We start from the raw sequence: 15436 nt of genomic DNA, 5'->3' as shown, positions 1-15436 counted from the left end.
TTTTTGGAAATATGATAAATGTTATTTTTTTGTTATGTTTTAATATCTAAAAACAATAGTGTTTTTAAACATTAGTATTTATTGACATCAGATATTTTTTGGGAGTTGTCGCAAATTTCTTTTTGAATGCCGCTATAAAATGACTTCCAGTACTATAACCAATTTTCAAACCTACTTCATTGACATTATACGAACCACTGTCTAATAATTGCCGCGCGTAATCCATTTTGTAATCAAAAAGAAAACCATAAACAGTGTCTCCATAAATTTGCTTAAAGCCCATTTTGAGTTTCTTCAACGTCAGACCTATTTCATCGGCCAATTCTTGCAGTCCTGGTGGTTCAGCCATATTGGCAATGATTATTTCTTTGGCTTTTTTTATTTTATAAACATTTTCTTCATCAATCAAAAACGGACATTGTTCAGCATTGGGATCTTCCGAGCGATTAAAATACAAGCTCAACAACTCATATCCTTTGCCTTTATAATACAAATTCTTGATCGATGGATTCAGATTATAATGAAACATTTGATTCAAAACAATTGCCATTGACGGACTAATGTTACTCTCGTTATAATACTTTTTTGCTTGGTTTTCTTGGCTCAAAAAAGGAATATGTTCCGCATCTGCTGTAAATAATCCGTGAAATTTTTTGATCGAAACAAATATGGAAATCAACCAGGATTTTGGTGCAATATCGACATGAAGAGGCAATTCTTTTTCAGTATTATAAAAAAGTAACGCTTTCTCTTCGTTAAGTTTTATGCTATAATTTCCTTGGTTAAAAATATAATTGGCATTTCCTTTCAAACCAAAATGAAATTGAATCAATCCCAATTGAACTGGACGTTGAAAAGTAGTAATTTCATTGGTGTTATTTTGAAAACGAATTAAAATAAAATCATCGTCAATTTTTATTTCTTCTTCCATTTTGTTGATTTCCTTTAGTCAAGTTATTATTGCCGTTTTTGTGAAACGAATAATTTATCTTTTCAAAATTAAATCTTTTTGACGGTTTATCGTTTACTTGACTATTATTTTATAGAATCTTTATTGTTTTTGTCTTTATATTTAAAAACGGTTACCATTTGAACATTTACTTTATTCGTGAGTTTGTTTTTGACGACTTTTGGTATTGAAATATCAAAATCGCTGGCGTTTACAGTAAACTTAGAGGAAATGATATACACTAAAGAGGTTTTGCTGATTTTTGCTGTAACGGTTATATTCTTAGATTTTCCGTGAAGTTCTAATGTCCCTTTTATAATAAAATCTTTGGCTTTTTGGGTTAAATTATTCGCATCAAAATCTTCAATTTTTCCTTTAAATATCGCTTTGGGATACTGATCGCTTTCAATAAAATTTTCATTGAAGTGTTCTTCCATCAAAGCTACTTTAAACCGAAATCCTTTCATTAAAGCCAAACAGGCAATTTCTCCCGTTGCTGGATTCAAAACAAAAGTTACGCTGTTATTGATTGCCTTAACTTCTTCAAAAGAAGGAACAGAAGCTTCAAAAGTTATCATTCCTGATTTATCAATCATTTTTTCTTGCGAAAGACAAATACCGGTTATACTTAACATTGCAATGAGTATGATTTTTTTCATGATTCTGTTTTAAATTAGCATTCTTAATAATTTGTATTGAACCTATTAGTGTCTGGTTGTGATGAAATCTTTAATTCCATTCACGCATCAAAACAGCAGTGATTTTTATAGTCACTTCACTAGCAAGTTTATATTTAATAAGTGCTGGAACGGGAACGCTAAAATCACTTGTGTTTACAGAGAAGTTTGATAAAACAGTAATTCGAGGGCCGAATTTGCGGATTTTTGCATTGGCGTTTATTTCTTTGGTTTTGCCGTGGAGTTCCAATTTTCCTTTTATGATATAATCTTTAAAATCTTCTGTCAAACGGCTAGTATCAAAATCTTCTATTTGTCCGCGGAAAATTGCTTTTGGATATTGATCCGTTTCCATATAACTTTCATTAAAATGTTCTTCCATCAAAGCGATTTTAAATTCGAATCCTTTCATTATTGCCAAGCTTGCAATTTCTCCTGTTGCCGGATTTAAAACAAAGGTTACATTGCTGTTGGTTCCCTTTACTTCGTCAAAAGAAGGGAATGAAGCGTCAAAAATTATTGTCCCTGATTTAGTTATCATTTTTTCCTGTGAAAAAATAATGAAGGAAGCCAATAGCATTGTTATAAGTATTGTTTTTTTCATAATTGTATTATAGAATTATTTTTCTAATAATCCATCTTTCTCCCATTTAACAATAATATCTATTGTGGCTTGAGGCATCCTTGGCCCACCATTTGGCATTAAGGAACTATTGCCGTTTTCTAATGAAATTCTCGATAGCAATCCACGACTTAAGACGGCTTGTTTTACTTGATCATAAGTAACCAAAGACATTGGAGCTCCATTTTTTGGGACTGCTGCGTGACAGACTACACAGTTGTTGTCAATGATTGATTTTACATTTTGATTATAGGTTGTGGTGCCCACTACAGGAGGATTATCCATTAGCGTGCTGGGATTATCATCGGTACAGCCAACAAAGATTGAAGAAAATGACAAGACAATAAAAAGGGTTTTCGCATTCATAACTACTGGTTTTAAATTAATAAGGATGATTCATAAAAGCATTTCATAAACATATACGGAAAAATGTATTGTTTAGTTTTTTTGACCGCATATTATTTTTTTTTTAAAACCAAAGCATAGTTTTTAACGTAGATACATCAAACAACAAAAAACTAGTTATGAAAAAAAAAATACTTATAGGGATGTCGCTTTTCTTGGTCATTGCAAGTTTAGGTATAGTTTACCGCTACTCTTATAAAGCGCATCGAGACATAAGTTCGGAAAAAGTGGATTATGTGGTAACTATTTCTGGACTGGAGAGAGAATTTACGGCGAATGAAAGATCGGCTTATACTAAATATCAAAATAAAATCATCGAATTAACGGCTACAGTCTCAGCGATTGATCCCACGAGCAAAGGGATTGTTTTGGGAGAAAAAGTATTTGTAACATTCAAAGACAGCTTGCCAAAAAAAATAACATCGGGTAAAACACTAAAAATCAAAGGACGCTTTTTAGGATACGATGAATTGTTGGGTGAATTCAAAATTGACCAAAGTTCAGTTACACATTAAAAAAACAAAATAATTTAAAACCATATCTTATGAAAAAGCTTTTACTCATTTTATTCTTATTTCCATTATTAACCTATTCCCAAAATGATTTATTGTCTGGTGTTGACATTCCTGTTACAAAAGAAAAAGTAACCTCTGCTTTTAAGGCTTTAAAAATCGTCAACCTAGAATCGACAAAATTGGCCGCAAAAGGCGATTTGTATTTTGTCGTTGCACACCGCTTTGGATCTATCCAAGATGGATTCGAGGGTTTCTACGGGTTGGATAACGCCAATACTCAAATCAAATTCATTTACGGAGTAACAGACGGACTTCATGTTAGTGCCGCCAGAAATCAATTGGCTTATGATTTTGCTGTAAAATATGCTTTGCTTCCTCAAATAAAAGGTGGTTTCCCAGTGACCATCGCAGGTTTTAATAGTATGTCTATTAACAACACACTAAAAGAAAGTGTTTATCCTGGGCTTAAAATCGAAAACAAGCTGACCTATGTAGCGCAATTATTAATTTCCAGAAAGTTCACTGATAAACTTTCGTTGGAAGTAGTTCCCACCTTTTTTCATGAAAATTTTGTAGAAAACGAACTGCAGAAAAATTCGCAATATGCTATAGGTTTTGGAGGGAGATATAAATTCGCTAAACGTTGGTCTTTAAATATTGACTACGCAGCACATTTAAATAGAGCTTCCAATTCTGTGTATAACAACCCATTATCTATTGGATTTGATTTAGAAACCGGCGGACACGTTTTTCAAATGCATTTTACCAATTCTCAAGGTATTGACGAAGCGGGATATTTAGCAAGAACAACGGGCGATTGGTCAAAAGGCGATGTGTTTTTTGGGTTTAATCTCTCCAGAGTTTTCTAAAACGATTCGGATGTAGAGGGGATAATTATTTAAAATAATTCTAAATTAATATTTTCTTCTTTTAAAAAAAATCCAAGTTTAAAAAACACTCGTATATCCTTTTAAAATTCAATCAATTTTAAAAACTATCGGTATGAAAATTAACAAAACACTAAAAAGAGGACTTTGGTCCGTATTAGTAATTGTTGTGTTATTGCTAAGCATTATGCTTTATCACATTATTACAGCCAAGCCAGCTGTTTATGAAAGTCCCAACCTGCAAGTGAGTCGAATTGACTTTAAAACAACTATCGATTCTGTTCAGGCCAAACAAATATGTTCGGACTTAAGATCTATAAAAGGATTAACCTCCGATTCTATAATTGTCAAAAGAAACGTTGTGGTCTATTTCCACAACAATAAAATCACTAATTCTAAAAAAGTCTATGATGAATTAATGCATAAAAGACATTATGACGCGCAACCTTACATTTTACCAGCAAATTTAGCAAACAAAGAAGTTTGTCCGGTAGATCAAAATAGTTTCAGCTATAAAATGGCTAAATCATTAAATCAAATTTTTAATTAACCTTTAAATACTTTTTACAATGAAAAATTTTTCACAAATTACACTTAGCGTTTTAATCGTTGCATCAGCAGCTTTTACTTCTTGCAACAATGACGATGATGCTCCAGCACCTGCTGTAAAAGCGTCTATTTATGAGCGATTAGGCGGAACAAAAATGGTTTCTGATCCAGATAATATGGGGCAAATGATCGAACAAGGTCGTTTGAGTTTCCGTAAAGTGGTTAATTCTACTATCGGATTAATTGTTGCCGATGTTCAATCGAATGCAGCAGGGAATTTACAGGCACATTTTGCTCCTGTTTTAGCCGAAACAGGGACTACGCAATCTACTAATATTGCTAAATTATCTGATAATTTGACTGATTTCTTCTCGTTTAATACAGGAGGAACTAACGCTGTTAATACTTATTCGGGTTTGAATATGGTTGCAGCTCACGATCCAGCGACAAATGCTCGCATGGGAACAAAATCCAGCAATGCAGATTACACAAAATTTGTAGGTTATGTTGGCGCAGCTGCCAATGCTAATGGAGTTGCTTCAAATACAGAACTTTATACAGATATTGTTGTTGTTTTGGAATCATTGAGAACTCCAATTGTTCAAAAATAATTTTGTTTTTTTTAGTAAAAACGCTGCCATTTTGGGTAGCGTTTTTATTTAAAAGCAGTTGTTTTAAAATCATTCATAACGGTTAATTATACATATGAAAGTGAATGATTTATAAATTTTAAAAACACTTATCAGAACCCTTAGCGATATTTTTGTGTATAATATTTAACGCAAAAGCCAAAGTGTTATTTAGAATTAATCTACACAACTAACTATTGAAGGCTTGATTTCATTATAGATTGCAATAAACACTATTTAGAATTTATATTTTGAATCGATTTATTCCATAGCGATATAAAAAGTTCCTCTAGCGTTGTTTTTATAAAATAGTAAGTAATAATTTTGTCAAACTTTTTAAGGAAAGTATAATATGGAAAAATTCAATATGTCCAAAACTACCACTTTTTACGCTTTAGGTTTAAGTTACAAAAAAGCAGATGCCACAATTAGAGGAAAATTTAGTTTAGATACTAATGCGCAGTCTGCCTTGATACAGCAAGCCAAAGCCGAAGGAATTGAATCATTAATTGTCACTTCTACTTGTAATAGAACGGAAATTTATGGTTTTGCCAATCATCCTTATGAGTTAATCAAATTACTTTGCGAAAACAGTAATGGTTCTGTAGAAGAATTTAGAGAAGTTGCTTATATCTACAAAAATCAAGAAGCAGTCAACCATATGTTTCGAGTAGGAACTGGTTTAGACAGTCAGATTTTGGGTGATTTTGAAATCATCAGCCAAATCAAAATCGCTTTTAATCAAAGTAAATCAAAGGATTTAGTGAATACATTCCTGGATCGTTTGGTAAATTCGGTTATTCAAGCGAGCAAAAAAATTAAAACAGATACTGAAATTTCATCTGGTGCAACATCGGTTTCGTTTGCATCCGTTCAATATATCATCCGTAATGTAGAAAACATTGGAGATAAAAACATTCTATTATTCGGAACAGGAAAAATAGGCCGAAATACTTGCGAGAATTTAGTAAAACATACTAAAAACGGTCATATTACTTTGGTAAACAGAACAAAGAACAAAGCCGAAAAAATAGCAGGAAAACTTAATGTCATTGTAAAAGATTATGCCAATTTGCAAGAAGAAATACAACAAACAGATGTGTTGGTTGTGGCTACTGGCGCTAAAAATCCAACGATAGACAAAACCTTGCTGAATTTAAAAAAACCATTATTGATTTTGGATTTATCGATTCCTAGAAATGTAAATCCAGATGTAGAACAAATCGACGGTGTGACTTTAATTCATCTGGATCACTTGTCTCAAATGACAGATGATACTTTGGAAAGAAGAAAGAATCATATTCCTGCTGCCGAAGCAATAATTGAGGACATGAAATTAGAATTCAACACTTGGATGAACGGTCGAAAATATGCTCCAACCATTCACGCTTTGAAAGCTAAATTGAACGATATTGTAGCTAGTGAATTGGCTTTTCAACGAAAAAAAATCTCAAATTTTGATGAAGAACAAGCTGACTTACTTAGTGCTAGAATTATTCAAAAAATCACCAATCATTTTGCCAGTCACTTGAAAGACGAAAATACTTCGGTAGATGATAGTATTGAATTTATTGAGAAAGTTTTTCAAATTGGGCAATCGGCTTCCAAAAAAACTACTTCCGAAATTGAAGAAAAGTACAAAATCAATTTGTCCTAAATAGTGTAAATAATAAAGTTCCTTACTATCTAAAGGATTCAAAAATAATATGGCTCAAAAAGTTATTAAAATAGGAACCCGTGATAGCGAACTCGCATTATGGCAAGCCCACACGGTAGAAAAAAAGCTAAACGATTTAGGATATAAAACCGAAATCATTGCCGTAAAATCACAAGGAGATATTATTCTCGACAAACCCCTTTACGAACTCGGAATCACTGGTATTTTTACCAAAACGCTTGATATTGCTATGATCAATGGTCAGGTAGATATCGCTGTGCATTCCATGAAAGACGTTCCAACCGCTTTGCCAATCGGAATAGTTCAAGGTGCGGTTCTCGAAAGAGCCAATACTTTGGACATTTTGGTTCACAAAGGAAACCTGGATTTTTTGGAAGGAAAAGGAACTATCGCCACAGGAAGCTTGCGCCGTCAAGCCCAATGGTGGAATAAATATCCGAATCACAACGTAGTCGATTTGCGCGGAAACGTGAATACCCGTATGCAAAAACTGCAGGAGAACGATTGGAACGGAGCCGTTTTTGCCGCTGCAGGATTGGAGCGAATCAACCTGAAACCCGAAAATTACATCAATCTCGATTGGATGATTCCTGCGCCAGCGCAAGGAGCAATGGTTGTTGTGGCTATGGCTAATGACGATTTTTGCCGTGATGCTGTTGCGCAACTCAATGATATAGAAACCGAAGTTTGTACGCATATCGAAAGACAATTCCTGAAAACCCTCGAAGGCGGTTGCACGGCACCTATCGGGGCTTTGGCAAAATACAACGAAATTGAAGATACTATCCATTTCAACGGAGTGCTGTTTTCGATTGACGGAAAACAAAAAATCGAAGTAAACAAAGTCGTTCCCATCGAAGAATGGAAAAAGCTTGGATATAACTCGGCTCAAGAAATCTTCGCAAACGGCGGAACTGAATTGATGGCAACGATAAAAGTAACTTTGAAAAAATAAGAAACGAAAGATTTGGCTTTTTCAGAATGATTCAAAAACAAAAAATGAGTAAAACAGTTATATTATCTACCAAAACGCTGTCGGATGTTCAGCGACGTGAACTTCTAAGTGCTGGTTTTGAAGTGTTCGAAGAGGATTTCATTTCGACTAAGAAGCAAGAATTCGAACTCAATGCCATCAACGACAATTTGATTTTTACCAGTCAAAATGCGGTACAAAGTGTTTTAGAAAATTCAGATATAGACAATTTGAAAACCAAAAATGTTTTTTGCGTTGGACTAAAAACGAAAATTCTATTATCCGAAGCTGGGTTCAATGTAGTTGCCTACACTGGTTATGCTGCCGACTTAGCCGAGATTATCACTTTGATTTATAGCCAAGAAAGCTATACTTTTTTTAGTGGAAATCTTCGTAAAGAAACATTACCAAAAGCTTTGGCAGCAGCAGGGATAAAATTCAATGAGATTCAGGTTTATGAAACGCTATTGACTCCGATAAAGATTAAGGAGAAAATCGATGCAATTTTGTTTTTCAGCCCATCAGGCGTAGAAAGTTATTTGAAAAACAATGTTATAAAGAAAGAAATCTGTTTTTGCATAGGCGAAACTACTGCAGAGGCTTTAGATAAAATAACAAAAAACATTATTGTTGCAGACCAGCCCAGCGTTGAAGACGTAATTGAGGATGTAATAGCAGAATATAAGTAATCCCCCTAACCCCCGAAGGGGGAATTTAAAAAAAGAATAAAAAATGATAAAGAACGACCTATTTTTAAAAGCTTTAAAAGGAGAAACAGTACAACGCCCACCAGTTTGGATGATGCGTCAAGCCGGAAGATATTTACCGGAATTTAGAGCTTTGCGTGACAAATACGATTTTTTCACCCGTTGCGAAACTCCAGAATTAGCAGCTGAAATCACGGTACAACCAATCCGCAGAATTGCTCCGGATGCCGCTATTTTGTTCTCGGATATTTTAGTAGTGCCAAGAGCTATGGGGATTCACGTAGAATTGAAAGACAATTTGGGGCCAATTATTCCAAATCCTATTCGTACTATGGAACAAGTAAACCAAGTTTATGTACCGGATGTAAATGAAACTTTAGGTTACGTTTTTGATGCTATCAAATTAACCAAAGAGATGTTGAATGATGAGGTACCGTTAATTGGTTTCGCAGGTTCTCCGTGGACAATTTTCTGTTATGCTGTTGAAGGAAAAGGTTCTAAAAGTTTTGATACTGCTAAAGGATTTTGTTTTTCAAACCCAGTGGCGGCGCACACTTTATTGCAAAAAATCACCGATACGACTATTTTATACCTAAAAGAAAAAGTAAAATCGGGAGTAAATGCCGTTCAGATTTTTGATTCTTGGGGAGGAATGCTTTCGCCAGTGGATTACCAAGAATTCTCTTGGAAATACATCAACCAAATCATCGAAGCATTGGCTGAGGTAACTCCAGTTATTGTTTTCGGAAAAGGATGTTGGTTTGCATTGAACGATATGGGGAAAAGTAAAGCTTCGGCTCTTGGAGTAGATTGGACTTGTTCAGCTAGAAATGCTCGTTATTTATCTGGTGGAAATATAACTTTACAAGGGAATTTTGATCCTTCAAGATTGCTTTCGCCAATTCCTACGATCAAGAAAATGGTTCACGAAATGATCGACGAATTCGGGAAAGACAAATACATTGTGAACTTAGGCCACGGAATTTTACCAAATATCCCTGTAGATCACGCCAAAGCATTTATTGATGCTGTGAAGGAATACGGGAACTAATAGTTGACAGTTGTTAGTTGATAGTTGTTTGGAGAATCCTTGGGCTATCAACTAACAGGTATCAACCAACAATCAATAAAAAATGCTAAACAAAGGCTTAAGAGACCAAGAAAGTATCCGAATTGACAACGTGCTCAAAAAGCTGATGTCATTGGTTTATGTGCCTAAGTTTTGGATTTTGGAAGACCTTCTTTACTTAGAAAATGAATTGAAAGACTTGGCGATGAATGTCGAAAGTCTTAATGAATTCAGTGAGGCCGAATTGATAGTCCACTTGCAACGTCTTCATTTAGATTGGAATCAGTTGGAGTTATTCGCTGATTTTTTGGTCGCTTTTTCCAAAGAAAGTCAGTTTGATTTTTCACAAAAAGCCATTGCGATTTACAATTATATCCAGCAGGAAAGCAAAGTCTTTTCGTTTGGGATTTTTAATAAAATAGCTTCCGCGAAGGCCAATTTATAATGAAAATGATAATCATTGAAAACGTTTGTATTGATAAATTGAAACCGACAGATGCCAATCAGCTGCATCAGTTTATTATTGAGAATACGGAACGATTAAGTAAATTTTTCCCACTTACACTTTCTAGTAATGAGACATTTGAAAAATCAGTAGAATATATTGAAATTAAAGAGAGAGAAATTCAACAGAAAGTAAATTTCACTTTTGCAATTAGGGAAATCGAGACTCAAAAAATCATTGGATTAATTATCATTAAAAAAATTGATTGGACAAATAGAATTGGTGAATTTGCCTATTGTATTGGAAATGATTTTGAAGGGAAAGGTATGATTTCTAAAGCAGTTAAAGCTCTTTCAAGTTTTGCTTGCGATGAATTAGAATTAAAAACTCTCCAAATTATTGCTCACAAAACTAATTTTGGAAGCATTAAAGTGGCTGAAAATAATGGTTTTATTTGGCAAAGAACATTAATCGATGAGTTCACGCCAACGAATGAACTTCCATTAGATATGGAATTATATGAATTAACAAAATGAAAGATAAATTTTTCTCATACATACAAAACCTTCAAGACACAATCGTTGCAGGATTAGAAGCCGTTGACGGTCAAGCTAAATTTCGTGAAGACTTGTGGGAACGCCCTGAAGGCGGAGGAGGACGTACTCGCGTAATCGAAAATGGAGCTGTTTTCGAAAAAGGCGGTGTCAACATTTCGGCAGTACACGGAAAATTGCCAGATTCAATGCAAAAATTGTTCAATGTAGGTGAAGCTGATTTTTTTGCCTGCGGTTTGAGTTTGGTTTTGCATCCAAAAAATCCAATGGTACCAACGGTTCACGCGAATTGGCGTTATTTCGAAATGTACGATGACAACGGAAACGTGATTCAGCAATGGTTTGGTGGAGGACAGGATTTAACGCCTTATTATTTGTTTGAAGAGGATGCCATTCATTTTCATCAAACCTGTAAAACGGCTTGCGACAAACACAATCCTGAGTTTTACCCAAAATATAAAAAGCAATGTGATGCCTATTTTTGGAACGCACATCGTAACGAAGCCCGCGGAATTGGTGGATTGTTTTTCGATTATTGCAAAGCTACAGAAACAATGTCAATGGAAAATTGGTTTAACTTTGTTACTGAAGTTGGAAATAGTTTCCTAGAAGCCTACGTTCCAATAGTGGAAAGAAGAAAAAACCTTCCATATACTGCCGAAAATAGAACGTGGCAAGAAATAAGAAGAGGACGTTATGTAGAATTCAACTTGGTGCACGATAAAGGCACTTTATTTGGATTAAAAACCAACGGAAGGATAGAAAGTATTCTGATGAGTTTACCGCCGAACGTGCAATGGGTTTATGATCATCATCCAGAAGCGGGAAGTGATGAAGAGAAATTAATTACAACGCTTGAAAATCCGAAAGAATGGTTATAAAAACGTTTTGTTTGACACTGATTGGCGGTATTCTTGGCTGTTTTGCCCAAGAAAAAACAGCTTCCAATCCGTATTTCAAAACGTATGATGACAAAGTGATTGCCAGTTTGTATTATTTGGATGTTTCCAATAATTTTCAAATTGTTAGCCCGAATTCAGATGGGACTAAAAAAATTTATGACTTGATTCCGAATCGTAGAGAACAAATCGGGGCAAGTGTTTCATTTAAAATAGCCGATTTTTCATTTGGATTTTCACCTCAGTTTTTTGATGTCAATAAAGACAATGACGGTTCAAAACTATTTAATTTCAGTACGCGATTTATTCATAAAAAATGGATGCAAACGCTTAGTTTTATCAATCAAACAGGATTTTATGTGAGCGAGGGAGCAACAACAGTTCCTTTGCCAGATTTGAGAACAACTAAAATCGGAGGAGTTACATCATATATTTTGAATCCCAATTTTTCTTTTAAAACAATAGCGAATCAAAAAGAATGGCAAACCAAAAGTTCGGGCAGTTTTATTCCAAGTTTTTCATTCTTTTATACCAATCTTGATTTGAATGACGGAAGTCCAAATCCAGAAAGTGACCTCTTTGAAATGACATTATCTCCGTCTTATTATTATAATTTTGTGATTAATAACCGGGTTTTGCTGTCGGCAGGGCTTGGAATAGGAGGAGGAATTAGTGATATGGATGGTGATGTTTCGGGTATTTATAATTCCAGTGGGAGTTTAAAGCTGGGTTACAATACCGATTCGTTTTTTTCATTTATTAACATAAATTATATTGCATTTGCGCAAGACAGCGACACAAGAGTGCAATTGAATGATAATGTTTCGAGTTTAAATATTGCTGTAGGATATCGTTTTGATCCTCCCAAAAAAGTAAAAGAGGCATTTGAAACTATTCATCAGAAAACAGGACTTTAATATAAAATCTACAATCTAAAAATTAAAAAAATATGTTTCCATTACACAGAAATCGCCGTTTAAGAGTTAATGAATCCATCCGTTCTTTGGTTCGTGAAACCACTTTAAGCCCAACTGATTTTATGTTTCCTATGTTTATCGCCGAAGGTGAAAACGTAAATGTCGAAATACCATCTATGCCGGGAATTTTCCGCCGTTCGATTGATTTGACGGTAGCTGAGGTTAAAGAAATCTATGCGTTGGGAATTCGTGCAGTCAATATTTACGTAAAAGTAAGCGAAGACCTAAAAGACAATACTGGAAAAGAAGCTTGGAATCCAAACGGATTGATGCAACAGGCTATCCGTGCGATCAAATCGGCTTGTCCAGAGATGATTGTGATGCCGGATGTAGCTTTGGATCCCTATTCTATTTATGGTCACGACGGAATTATTGCCAATGGCGATGTAGAAAACGACTCTACAGTTGCCGCTTTGGTAAAAATGGCTGTCTCTCACGCTGAGGCCGGAGCCGATTTTGTCGCGCCATCCGATATGATGGACGGACGCGTTTTGCGTTTGCGCGAAGGATTGGACGCCGCAGGATTCCACCACGTTGGGATTATGAGTTATTCGGCGAAGTATGCTTCGGCTTTTTACGGGCCTTTCCGTGATGCTTTGGACAGTGCACCAAGAGAAGCTGATGTTGCGGTTCCAAAAGACAAAAAAACATACCAAATGGACTATGCTAATCGCATTGAAGCCATCAAAGAAGCTTTATCTGATGTAGAAGAAGGAGCCGATATGGTGATGGTAAAACCAGGAATTGCGTATTTGGATATCGTTCGCGAAGTCAAAAATGCTGTGAATGTTCCAGTAACAGTTTTTCACGTTTCGGGTGAATATGCGATGATCAAAGCGGCCGCCGAAAGAGGCTGGTTGGACAACGACAAAATAATGATGGAGCAATTAATGTGTATCAAGAGAGCGGGAGCGAGTTTGATTTCAACTTATTTTGCTAAAGAAGCAGCGATTCTTTTAAATCAAAAATAGTTGAATATGAAAAAATTAGTACTTATCGTAATAGCTGTTTTTGCGTTATCCTGTAAGAAAGAAAGCCAAGAACCATTCGGAAAACCAGCAGAAGCTGCCACTGAAGTTCAAACACCAAAAGCATTAGGAAAAGAAATTTTCGAAGGAAAAGGAAACTGTGTCGCTTGTCATCAAGTAGATCAAAAAGTGGTTGGACCAAGTATTAAGGAAATTGCCAAAATCTATAAAGACAAAAACGGAAATATGGTTAATTTCCTTAAAGGCGAAGGCGAAGCCATTGTTGATCCAAGCCAATTTGCAGTAATGCAAGCCAATTTAGAGATTACAAAAACCTTTACTGAGGAAGAACTAAAAGCTGTCGAGGCTTATATTTATTCGAATCTGAAATAATAATTTTTAGAAGCTAATCCCGCTGTCCACTATATCTCTTGTGGTCTCGTAAAAAAACGAGACCACAAGAGGATGCCGTTTCCATCGGGGCTAAAAAACAAGAACCATTTGTGTAAACGAGTGGTTTTTTTATTTTCATCCTTTCTAAATTCTTTGCGAACTTTGCGATAACTTTGTGAACTTTGCGTTTAAATCTATTCAAAATTATGGAAACAGCTTACATCAAAACACCCTTGGGAATCACCACAATTATAGGCGATGAAAATGGTGTGTCTGTAATTTCAGTTTCCGATGAAGGAATTGTTTCAGAAGAAATTCCAACTGTTTTACAAGAAGCAGTTTCACAGCTCAATGATTATTTTGAGGGTAAACGAACTGATTTTGATTTCAAACTCAACCCAAAGGGAACAGAATTCCAACAAAAAGTTTGGAAAGCTTTATTGGAAATTCCATACGGCAAAACCAGAACGTATCTTGAACAATCAAAAGTTTTAGGAGATGTTAAAGCGATACGTGCCGTAGCTTCTGCCAATGGGAAAAACCCGCTTTGGATTGTTGTGCCTTGTCACAGAGTCATTGGAACAGACGGCTCACTTACGGGTTATGCCGGAGGATTATGGCGAAAAAAATGGTTGTTGGAACACGAAAATCCAACAACACAGCAAAGTTTGTTCTAAGTAAATAGACACGAATTGCACGAATTTTCACAAATTAATTTTATAGATTTATAAAATTAAATTATTCTGAGTTTGTGTAATTTTTTGCACTATTTAATTTGTGCTAATTCGTGCAATTCGTGTCCAAAATAACTTTATATGATTGAAAAAATAAACCTTAATAATATCCTCTTTCTTGACATTGAAACCGTTCCGGAAACAGCTGATTTCAATTCTTTGGATGACGAAATGAAAATCCTTTGGGAACTCAAAACCCAATACCAGCGTAAAAACGAGTTCTCTGGTGAGGAATTTTACGACCGCGCCGGAATTTGGGCGGAGTTTGGGAAAATTGTCTGTATTTCGGTGGGTTATTTTGTCATCAAAGGAGATATTCGAAATTTTAGAGTGACTTCTTTTTTTGGTGAAGAGCCTAAACTTTTGAAAGATTTCAATAATCTGCTGAACAATCATTTCAATGGACCACAGCATGTTTTGTGCGGGCACAATGCCAAAGAATTTGACATTCCTTTCCTTGCACGACGAATGATTATTAACCAGATTCCAATTCCTGACAAACTGAATTTATTTGGTAAAAAACCTTGGGAAATTGCACATTTGGATACTTTAGAGTTGTGGAAATTTGGCGATTACAAACATTTCACTTCCTTGAAATTAATGTGTAAAGTACTCGGAATCCCATCGCCAAAAGGCGATATCGATGGTAGTCAGGTAGGTCATGTCTTTTATGTTGACAAAGATATTGACCGAATAGTCACCTATTGTGAAAAAGATACGATTGCAGTCGCTCAGATCTTTCTGAGACTGAGACGAGAAGATTTATTGATCGAAGAAGAAATTATTCATGTGTAATTTATTTTTGA

20 protein-coding genes are annotated in these 15436 nt (G+C 35.1%); 16 read left to right on the top strand and 4 right to left on the bottom strand.

Annotation, left to right across the window (positions count from 1 at the left end; genetic code table 11):
• Positions 1-64: 64 nt before the first annotated feature.
• The 4 genes from B0E44_RS08085 to B0E44_RS08070 all read right to left on the bottom strand — a co-directional run bounded on the left by B0E44_RS08085 (position 65) and on the right by B0E44_RS08070 (position 2614).
• Positions 65-931, bottom strand: coding sequence for a helix-turn-helix transcriptional regulator (locus tag B0E44_RS08085; protein WP_077372757.1), 867 nt, complete (start codon positions 929-931; stop codon positions 65-67).
• Between the two features lie 104 nt (positions 932-1035).
• Positions 1036-1608 (bottom strand): YceI family protein, encoded by a 573-nt coding sequence (locus tag B0E44_RS08080; protein WP_077372754.1) that lies wholly within the window; start codon positions 1606-1608, stop codon positions 1036-1038.
• Positions 1609-1678: 70 nt separating this feature from the next.
• Positions 1679-2230 carry a YceI family protein gene (locus B0E44_RS08075; RefSeq protein WP_077372751.1) on the bottom strand — a complete coding sequence of 184 codons (552 nt, stop codon included), beginning with the start codon at positions 2228-2230 and terminating at the stop codon, positions 1679-1681.
• A gap of 15 nt (positions 2231-2245) precedes the next feature.
• Positions 2246-2614, bottom strand: coding sequence for a hypothetical protein (locus B0E44_RS08070; RefSeq protein ID WP_077372748.1), 369 nt, complete (start codon positions 2612-2614; stop codon positions 2246-2248).
• Between the two features lie 158 nt (positions 2615-2772).
• Between B0E44_RS08070 and B0E44_RS08065 the strand changes: the two genes are divergently transcribed.
• From B0E44_RS08065 to B0E44_RS07990, 16 genes are all read left to right on the top strand, one after another.
• A complete protein-coding gene (locus B0E44_RS08065) occupies positions 2773-3168 on the top strand; it encodes a hypothetical protein (protein WP_077372745.1) in 396 nt (131 codons plus the stop codon).
• Positions 3169-3197: 29 nt separating this feature from the next.
• On the top strand, positions 3198-4037 hold the full coding sequence (locus B0E44_RS08060; protein WP_077372742.1) for a DUF5777 family beta-barrel protein: 840 nt from the start codon (positions 3198-3200) through the stop codon (positions 4035-4037).
• Between the two features lie 133 nt (positions 4038-4170).
• Positions 4171-4605 carry a hypothetical protein gene (locus tag B0E44_RS08055; RefSeq protein WP_077372738.1) on the top strand — a complete coding sequence of 145 codons (435 nt, stop codon included), beginning with the start codon at positions 4171-4173 and terminating at the stop codon, positions 4603-4605.
• 19 nt (positions 4606-4624) lie between these two features.
• Positions 4625-5215 carry a hypothetical protein gene (locus B0E44_RS08050; protein WP_077372736.1) on the top strand — a complete coding sequence of 197 codons (591 nt, stop codon included), beginning with the start codon at positions 4625-4627 and terminating at the stop codon, positions 5213-5215.
• Between the two features lie 370 nt (positions 5216-5585).
• Complete coding sequence (gene hemA / locus B0E44_RS08045) at positions 5586-6890, top strand: glutamyl-tRNA reductase (protein ID WP_077372733.1); 1305 nt, start codon at positions 5586-5588, stop codon at positions 6888-6890.
• A gap of 49 nt (positions 6891-6939) precedes the next feature.
• On the top strand, positions 6940-7866 hold the full coding sequence (gene hemC, locus B0E44_RS08040; protein ID WP_077372730.1) for a hydroxymethylbilane synthase: 927 nt from the start codon (positions 6940-6942) through the stop codon (positions 7864-7866).
• Between the two features lie 44 nt (positions 7867-7910).
• Positions 7911-8573, top strand: a complete 663-nt coding sequence (locus B0E44_RS08035) for a uroporphyrinogen-III synthase (RefSeq protein WP_077372827.1) — start codon at positions 7911-7913, stop codon at positions 8571-8573.
• A 43-nt stretch (positions 8574-8616) separates the two neighbouring features.
• A complete protein-coding gene (gene hemE / locus B0E44_RS08030) occupies positions 8617-9642 on the top strand; it encodes a uroporphyrinogen decarboxylase (RefSeq protein WP_077372727.1) in 1026 nt (341 codons plus the stop codon).
• Positions 9643-9724: 82 nt separating this feature from the next.
• Entirely contained in the window at positions 9725-10105 is a 381-nt protein-coding gene (locus tag B0E44_RS08025; protein ID WP_077372723.1) for a hypothetical protein, read from the top strand.
• 5 nt (positions 10106-10110) lie between these two features.
• Positions 10111-10641 carry a GNAT family N-acetyltransferase gene (locus B0E44_RS08020; protein ID WP_165688780.1) on the top strand — a complete coding sequence of 177 codons (531 nt, stop codon included), beginning with the start codon at positions 10111-10113 and terminating at the stop codon, positions 10639-10641.
• Positions 10638-11540: an oxygen-dependent coproporphyrinogen oxidase gene (gene hemF / locus B0E44_RS08015; protein ID WP_077372717.1), complete on the top strand. Its 903-nt coding sequence runs from the start codon at positions 10638-10640 to the stop codon at positions 11538-11540. Before B0E44_RS08020 ends, hemF begins: the two co-directional genes overlap by 4 nt.
• Entirely contained in the window at positions 11531-12475 is a 945-nt protein-coding gene (locus tag B0E44_RS08010) for a DUF4421 family protein (RefSeq protein WP_077372714.1), read from the top strand. Before hemF ends, B0E44_RS08010 begins: the two co-directional genes overlap by 10 nt.
• A gap of 32 nt (positions 12476-12507) precedes the next feature.
• Positions 12508-13506 carry a porphobilinogen synthase gene (gene hemB, locus B0E44_RS08005; RefSeq protein WP_077372711.1) on the top strand — a complete coding sequence of 333 codons (999 nt, stop codon included), beginning with the start codon at positions 12508-12510 and terminating at the stop codon, positions 13504-13506.
• Positions 13507-13512: 6 nt separating this feature from the next.
• The gene (locus B0E44_RS08000; RefSeq protein ID WP_077372708.1) at positions 13513-13896 is read left to right on the top strand and encodes a c-type cytochrome; all 384 of its coding nucleotides are present in this window, start codon (positions 13513-13515) and stop codon (positions 13894-13896) included.
• A gap of 206 nt (positions 13897-14102) precedes the next feature.
• Positions 14103-14573 (top strand): methylated-DNA--[protein]-cysteine S-methyltransferase, encoded by a 471-nt coding sequence (locus B0E44_RS07995; protein ID WP_077372705.1) that lies wholly within the window; start codon positions 14103-14105, stop codon positions 14571-14573.
• Between the two features lie 138 nt (positions 14574-14711).
• On the top strand, positions 14712-15425 hold the full coding sequence (locus B0E44_RS07990; RefSeq protein WP_077372702.1) for a 3'-5' exonuclease: 714 nt from the start codon (positions 14712-14714) through the stop codon (positions 15423-15425).
• The last annotated feature ends 11 nt before the right edge of the window (positions 15426-15436 follow it).

Source organism: Flavobacterium sp. A45 (assembly GCF_002001005.1).
Classification (GTDB): Bacteria; Bacteroidota; Bacteroidia; order Flavobacteriales; family Flavobacteriaceae; genus Flavobacterium.
The sequence above is the reverse complement of the archived record's forward strand: the minus strand, read 5'-3'. Positions and strand labels throughout refer to the sequence as shown.

What these genes read in the sequence shown, in the direction of transcription:
- B0E44_RS08085 (WP_077372757.1), bottom strand. Translation starts at nt 931, where the DNA reads ATGGAAGAAGAAATAAAAATTGACGATGATTTTATTTTAATTCGTTTT.
- B0E44_RS08080 (WP_077372754.1), bottom strand. Translation starts at nt 1,608, where the DNA reads ATGAAAAAAATCATACTCATTGCAATGTTAAGTATAACCGGTATTTGT.
- B0E44_RS08075 (WP_077372751.1), bottom strand. Translation starts at nt 2,230, where the DNA reads ATGAAAAAAACAATACTTATAACAATGCTATTGGCTTCCTTCATTATT.
- B0E44_RS08070 (WP_077372748.1), bottom strand. Translation starts at nt 2,614, where the DNA reads ATGAATGCGAAAACCCTTTTTATTGTCTTGTCATTTTCTTCAATCTTT.
- B0E44_RS08065 (WP_077372745.1), top strand. Translation starts at nt 2,773, where the DNA reads ATGAAAAAAAAAATACTTATAGGGATGTCGCTTTTCTTGGTCATTGCA.
- B0E44_RS08060 (WP_077372742.1), top strand. Translation starts at nt 3,198, where the DNA reads ATGAAAAAGCTTTTACTCATTTTATTCTTATTTCCATTATTAACCTAT.
- B0E44_RS08055 (WP_077372738.1), top strand. Translation starts at nt 4,171, where the DNA reads ATGAAAATTAACAAAACACTAAAAAGAGGACTTTGGTCCGTATTAGTA.
- B0E44_RS08050 (WP_077372736.1), top strand. Translation starts at nt 4,625, where the DNA reads ATGAAAAATTTTTCACAAATTACACTTAGCGTTTTAATCGTTGCATCA.
- hemA (WP_077372733.1), top strand. Translation starts at nt 5,586, where the DNA reads ATGGAAAAATTCAATATGTCCAAAACTACCACTTTTTACGCTTTAGGT.
- hemC (WP_077372730.1), top strand. Translation starts at nt 6,940, where the DNA reads ATGGCTCAAAAAGTTATTAAAATAGGAACCCGTGATAGCGAACTCGCA.
- B0E44_RS08035 (WP_077372827.1), top strand. Translation starts at nt 7,911, where the DNA reads ATGAGTAAAACAGTTATATTATCTACCAAAACGCTGTCGGATGTTCAG.
- hemE (WP_077372727.1), top strand. Translation starts at nt 8,617, where the DNA reads ATGATAAAGAACGACCTATTTTTAAAAGCTTTAAAAGGAGAAACAGTA.
- B0E44_RS08025 (WP_077372723.1), top strand. Translation starts at nt 9,725, where the DNA reads ATGCTAAACAAAGGCTTAAGAGACCAAGAAAGTATCCGAATTGACAAC.
- B0E44_RS08020 (WP_165688780.1), top strand. Translation starts at nt 10,111, where the DNA reads ATGATAATCATTGAAAACGTTTGTATTGATAAATTGAAACCGACAGAT.
- hemF (WP_077372717.1), top strand. Translation starts at nt 10,638, where the DNA reads ATGAAAGATAAATTTTTCTCATACATACAAAACCTTCAAGACACAATC.
- B0E44_RS08010 (WP_077372714.1), top strand. Translation starts at nt 11,531, where the DNA reads ATGGTTATAAAAACGTTTTGTTTGACACTGATTGGCGGTATTCTTGGC.
- hemB (WP_077372711.1), top strand. Translation starts at nt 12,508, where the DNA reads ATGTTTCCATTACACAGAAATCGCCGTTTAAGAGTTAATGAATCCATC.
- B0E44_RS08000 (WP_077372708.1), top strand. Translation starts at nt 13,513, where the DNA reads ATGAAAAAATTAGTACTTATCGTAATAGCTGTTTTTGCGTTATCCTGT.
- B0E44_RS07995 (WP_077372705.1), top strand. Translation starts at nt 14,103, where the DNA reads ATGGAAACAGCTTACATCAAAACACCCTTGGGAATCACCACAATTATA.
- B0E44_RS07990 (WP_077372702.1), top strand. Translation starts at nt 14,712, where the DNA reads ATGATTGAAAAAATAAACCTTAATAATATCCTCTTTCTTGACATTGAA.